Genomic DNA, 4,600 nt, shown 5'->3' with positions numbered 1-4,600 from the left:
GAGCCGCTCTTCCGATCTCATGTATTACCCGTTTAAGAGTGAGCGTAAAAGACATTGCTCATGTTGACAGAGCAAAGCTTAAGCAGTTAGGTGCTCGTGAAGTGCTTGTCATAGGCGACAGCTTACAAGCCATCTTTGGTACGCAGTCCGATAGTATAAAAACTGAAATACACGGAGTGCTAGCGATCTCCTGATCTTACCACCCCCCTATGTGCTAGACGTGCATTAGCAAATCAAATAATGCGCTATAGCATGCGGTAAGATTCCAGCCAACTCTTTGAACACGTCGTTCTTATGGGTTGGCTTTTTCGTTGTTGCTTTCGTTTTGGCTCAGGTTGTGTTTTGAGCCACATTTTTGTCGGTCGAATGGCTCTACAATAGCGAAAGAATCAATGAAAGAGTGAATGCCGATGCTAAATGAAAACCATGCTTTTATCTTAGATTTCCCAGAGCTGAAATTAGACATTGTCCAGCTTAACCACGACGATCCCACCTTTAAAGCTGAGCTTCAGCGATATCATCAGTTAGATTACGATATTAGACAGTTAGAGATATCGGGCAGTCCTATCGACGACAACAGTATGCATACGCTCAAGCTCCAGCGAATGGAATTAAAAGACGCACTCTACGTTCAACTGACGAAACATCATGAACAGGCGGTGAGCAGTTCATAGTTTGTTTGTTCTGTGTTTCTGTTTTAGCTGAACGCTGTTTTGCTTTGCCACCTTGTTATTAAGCTTGTTTATTCTGCTGTGATAATGTGCGCAATCACACGCACATAAAGCTGATCCAAAAGAGTTCTAAGCCCATCCAATAAGCGTATTAAATGGATTAATACGCTTACATTCATGACTTCCCTAACTCCTTCAATGCGACGAAAACGATTCAATGAGCTGACGGTATGTTTCGATCTGTATTTTCCTGCAGCACGCCGAAATGAGAAAAAACAGGACTTACCTCACAAACCTGACTTGATGTAAATCAATTTGTAATAGACAATACGCGCCCATATCTAGGTGACTTTTCAACTCTGTTACCAATCAACGTCATCGGTTTTATCTATCATTATGATAGGCAGAGCCTAGTATCTATTTAAGGATGTCGCTGTTACCTTTAGCGCATACTTAATACCTCGTTTGCAAAGGAAAGATGATGGTAATACCTGAAAATAGCAGCATCGTAATTTTTGGTGCTTCGGGCGATCTTACTTATCGTAAGTTGATCCCTGCTTTATACCACCTTTATGCAAATAATCAGTTGCCAGAATCTTTTGCGATTCTTGGCGTAAGTCGAACTGATTATAGCGATGAATCTTACCGCTCCAAATTAAAGCAATCGCTTCAGGAAATGGAAAAAACCGAACCAGAAGTGTTGAATGCCTTTATCGAGCATCTGCATTACCAAGCAATTAACACCTCGGATGCAGAAGATTATGGTCGATTAGCAACGCGCTTAGAGCAAATCGAACAAGAGTATCAATTCGACAACCACAACACATTATTCTATCTGGCGACACCGCCTAGTTTGTACGGCGTTATACCTGCAAATTTAGCCAAACATGGCTTGAATGATGAGTCCAATGGTTGGCGTCGTCTTATTATCGAAAAACCTTTTGGTTATGATCTCGAATCAGCCCAGAAGTTAGATGAAGAAATTCATCATCACTTCAAAGAGCACCAGATTTACCGAATTGACCATTACCTAGGTAAAGAAACGGTTCAAAACCTTCTGGTTCTGCGCTTCTCTAACGCGATGTTCGAACCATTGTGGAACCGTAACTTCATTGATTACGTTGAAATCACAGGTGCTGAGTTCTTAGGTGTAGAAGAACGTGGTGGTTACTACGATGGATCGGGCGCGGTGCGTGATATGTTCCAAAACCATTTGCTGCAAGTTTTGGCAATGGTAGGGATGGAGCCGCCTGCACAAATCAATGCCGATTCAATTCGTGATGAAGTGGTGAAAGTGCTTCAGTGCTTGAAACCGCTTGAAGAAGAAAACCTGCGTAAAGACCTCGTGTTAGGTCAATACACCGCGTCAGACGTTCGCGGCCAGCACTTACTAGGCTATCGTGAAGAAAACGGCGTAGCTGATGACTCGCGCACTGAAACCTACATTGGTTTAAAAGCGTACATCAACAACTGGCGTTGGAACGGTGTTCCTTTCTATGTGCGTACGGGCAAGCGTTTACCAACGCGAGTGACTGAAATCGTGATTCACTTTAAGAACACGCCGCACCCTGTTTTCGGTCAAGATGCGCCTGAAAATAAACTGATTATCCGTATCCAACCGGATGAAGGCATTCAGATGAGCTTTGGTTTGAAAGAGCCAGGCGCAGGATTTAAAGCGAAAGAAGTGAAAATGAACTTCTCTTACTCTGACCTGCCAGAAACTCAGATGCTCACGGCTTATGAGCGTTTACTTCTTGATGCGCTAAACGGTGATGCGACCTTGTTTGCACGTACCGATGCGGTAGAAGCATGCTGGAAGTATGTGCAACCTATTCTAGATTTCAAACAAGATCCACAAGCACTGTTTGGTTATGCGTGCGGAACGTGGGGCCCTCAAGAAGCGTTTGAACTTCTGGAAAGAGACAATCGAGCATGGCGTTTCCCATGTAAAAACTTAACGGATACGGACTACTGCGAACTATGATCAATCACAAGATCTTTGCAACGCCAGAATTGGTCGTTGAAAACCTAGCAAACGAAATGAAAGCGTACAGCGAGCAGGGCAAACCTGTTCACATTTCATTGTCTGGTGGCAGCACGCCAAAAATGCTATTTCAGCTTTTAGCCGAGGCACCATATGCGGAAGGTATTCAATGGAATAACCTTCATTTCTGGTGGGGCGACGAACGTTGCGTAGCACCCGATGACGCTGAAAGTAACTTCGGTGAAGCCAACGCACTGCTATTTTCAAAAGTGAACTTGCCTGCTGGGAACATCCACCGCATCCGTGGTGAAGATGAGCCGAAAGCAGAAGCAGAGCGTTTTGCAAAAGAGATGAGCGATGTGATTCCAACTGAAAACGGAACGCCAGTGTTCGATTGGATTCTGCTAGGTGTTGGTGCCGATGGTCATACAGCGTCACTCTTCCCAGGCGTGACTGACTACCAAGATGAGAACCTATCTGTGTTAGCTTCTCACCCAGAGTCGGGCCAGATCCGCGTTTCTAAGACGGCGAAAGTGTTAGAAGCCGCAAAACGAATCAGCTACCTAGTACTGGGTGCAGGTAAAGTTGAGATCGTTAAAGAAATTCATACAACACCTGCTTCAGAACTGCCTTATCCGGCAGCGAAAATCCAGTCTAAAACTGGTGAAACAGAGTGGTTCCTAGATTCAAATGCAGCAAGCGCTATCGCGTAATCGCGACTAGCCGCAAGGAGATAAAATAATGAAAGGTGATATCGGTGTAATTGGCCTAGCAGTAATGGGTCAGAACCTTATCCTAAACATGAACGACCACGGCTTCAAAGTGGTGGCTCACAACCGTACTGCTGCTAAAGTAGACGAGTTTCTAGAAGGCCCAGCTAAGGGGACTAACATTGTTGGTGCTTACTCTCTAGAAGAGCTCGTTGAGAAACTAGAAGCGCCACGTAAAGTGATGCTTATGGTTCGTGCGGGTGACGTTGTCGATACGTTCATCGACAAGCTTGTGCCACTTCTAGACAAAGGCGACATCATCATTGATGGTGGTAACACTAACTTCCCAGACACTAACCGTCGTGTTGCCGCTCTTCGTGAGAAAGGCATCCACTTCATCGGTACGGGTGTTTCTGGTGGTGAAGAAGGCGCTCGTTTCGGTCCTTCTATCATGCCAGGCGGTTCTCCTGAAGCTTGGGAAGCGGTTAAGCCTATCTTCCAAGGCATCTCTGCGAAAACTGACGCGGGTGAGCCTTGTTGTGATTGGGTTGGTAACGACGGTGCTGGTCACTTCGTTAAAATGGTTCACAATGGCATCGAATACGGTGACATGCAGCTTATCACTGAAGCCTACCAGTTCATGAAAGATGGTCTAGGCCTGAACCACGACGAAATGCAGGCTGTATTTGCTGACTGGAACAAAACTGAGCTAGACAGCTACCTAGTAGAAATCACGGCAGACATCCTTGGTTACAAAGATGAAGACGGTGAAGCACTCGTTGAGAAGATCCTAGACACTGCTGGCCAAAAAGGCACGGGTAAGTGGACTGGTATCAACGCGCTAGACATGGGTATCCCACTAACGCTCATCACTGAGTCTGTATTCTCTCGTTGCCTGTCTGCACTTAAAGACCAACGTGTTGAAGCTGAGAAATTGTTCGGCAAAACTGTTGCTCTAGTTGAAGGCGACAAGCAAGAGTGGGTTGATGCACTGCGTCAGGCTCTACTTGCTTCTAAGATCATCTCTTACGCTCAAGGTTTCATGCTAATGCGTGAAGCGTCGAACGAAAACGGTTGGGATCTAAACTACGGTAACGTTGCTCTTATGTGGCGTGGCGGTTGTATCATCCGTTCTGCATTCCTAGGCAACATTCGTGATGCTTACGAAGCGAACCCAGAGATCGCATTCCTAGGTTCAGATGCCTACTTCAAAGGCATCCTAGACAACTGCATGG

The 4,600-nt window shown here is 45.5% G+C and carries 4 protein-coding genes and 1 pseudogene; all 5 read left to right on the top strand.

Annotated features, from left to right (window positions below; all coding sequences use genetic code 11):
• Nucleotides 1-194, top strand: a pseudogene (locus ACP45E_RS18020) (PTS transporter subunit EIIB); the annotation flags it as partial.
• Nucleotides 195-410: 216 nt separating this feature from the next.
• The gene (locus ACP45E_RS18015; protein WP_026026572.1) at nt 411-674 is read left to right on the top strand and encodes a YdcH family protein; all 264 of its coding nucleotides are present in this window, start codon (nt 411-413) and stop codon (nt 672-674) included.
• 478 nt (nt 675-1,152) lie between these two features.
• Nucleotides 1,153-2,655 carry a glucose-6-phosphate dehydrogenase gene (gene zwf / locus ACP45E_RS18010; protein ID WP_017033419.1) on the top strand — a complete coding sequence of 501 codons (1,503 nt, stop codon included), beginning with the start codon at nt 1,153-1,155 and terminating at the stop codon, nt 2,653-2,655.
• Nucleotides 2,652-3,368, top strand: a complete 717-nt coding sequence (gene pgl, locus ACP45E_RS18005) for a 6-phosphogluconolactonase (protein WP_017033418.1) — start codon at nt 2,652-2,654, stop codon at nt 3,366-3,368. The genes zwf and pgl overlap by 4 nt, the downstream gene beginning before the upstream one ends.
• 28 nt (nt 3,369-3,396) lie before the next feature.
• A partial coding sequence (gene gnd, locus ACP45E_RS18000) for a decarboxylating NADP(+)-dependent phosphogluconate dehydrogenase (protein ID WP_069585371.1) occupies nt 3,397-4,600 on the top strand: 1,204 nt, incomplete at its 3' end.

The organism is Vibrio genomosp. F10 str. 9ZD137 (assembly GCF_049974785.1).
Taxonomy (GTDB): domain Bacteria; phylum Pseudomonadota; class Gammaproteobacteria; order Enterobacterales; family Vibrionaceae; genus Vibrio.
The sequence above is the reverse complement of the archived record's forward strand: the minus strand, read 5'-3'. Positions and strand labels throughout refer to the sequence as shown.

Bases quoted from the DNA above. Each gene is read 5' to 3' on its own strand.
- ACP45E_RS18015 (WP_026026572.1), top strand. From the start codon at position 411: ATGCTAAATGAAAACCATGCTTTTATCTTAGATTTCCCAGAGCTGAAA.
- zwf (WP_017033419.1), top strand. From the start codon at position 1,153: ATGGTAATACCTGAAAATAGCAGCATCGTAATTTTTGGTGCTTCGGGC.
- pgl (WP_017033418.1), top strand. From the start codon at position 2,652: ATGATCAATCACAAGATCTTTGCAACGCCAGAATTGGTCGTTGAAAAC.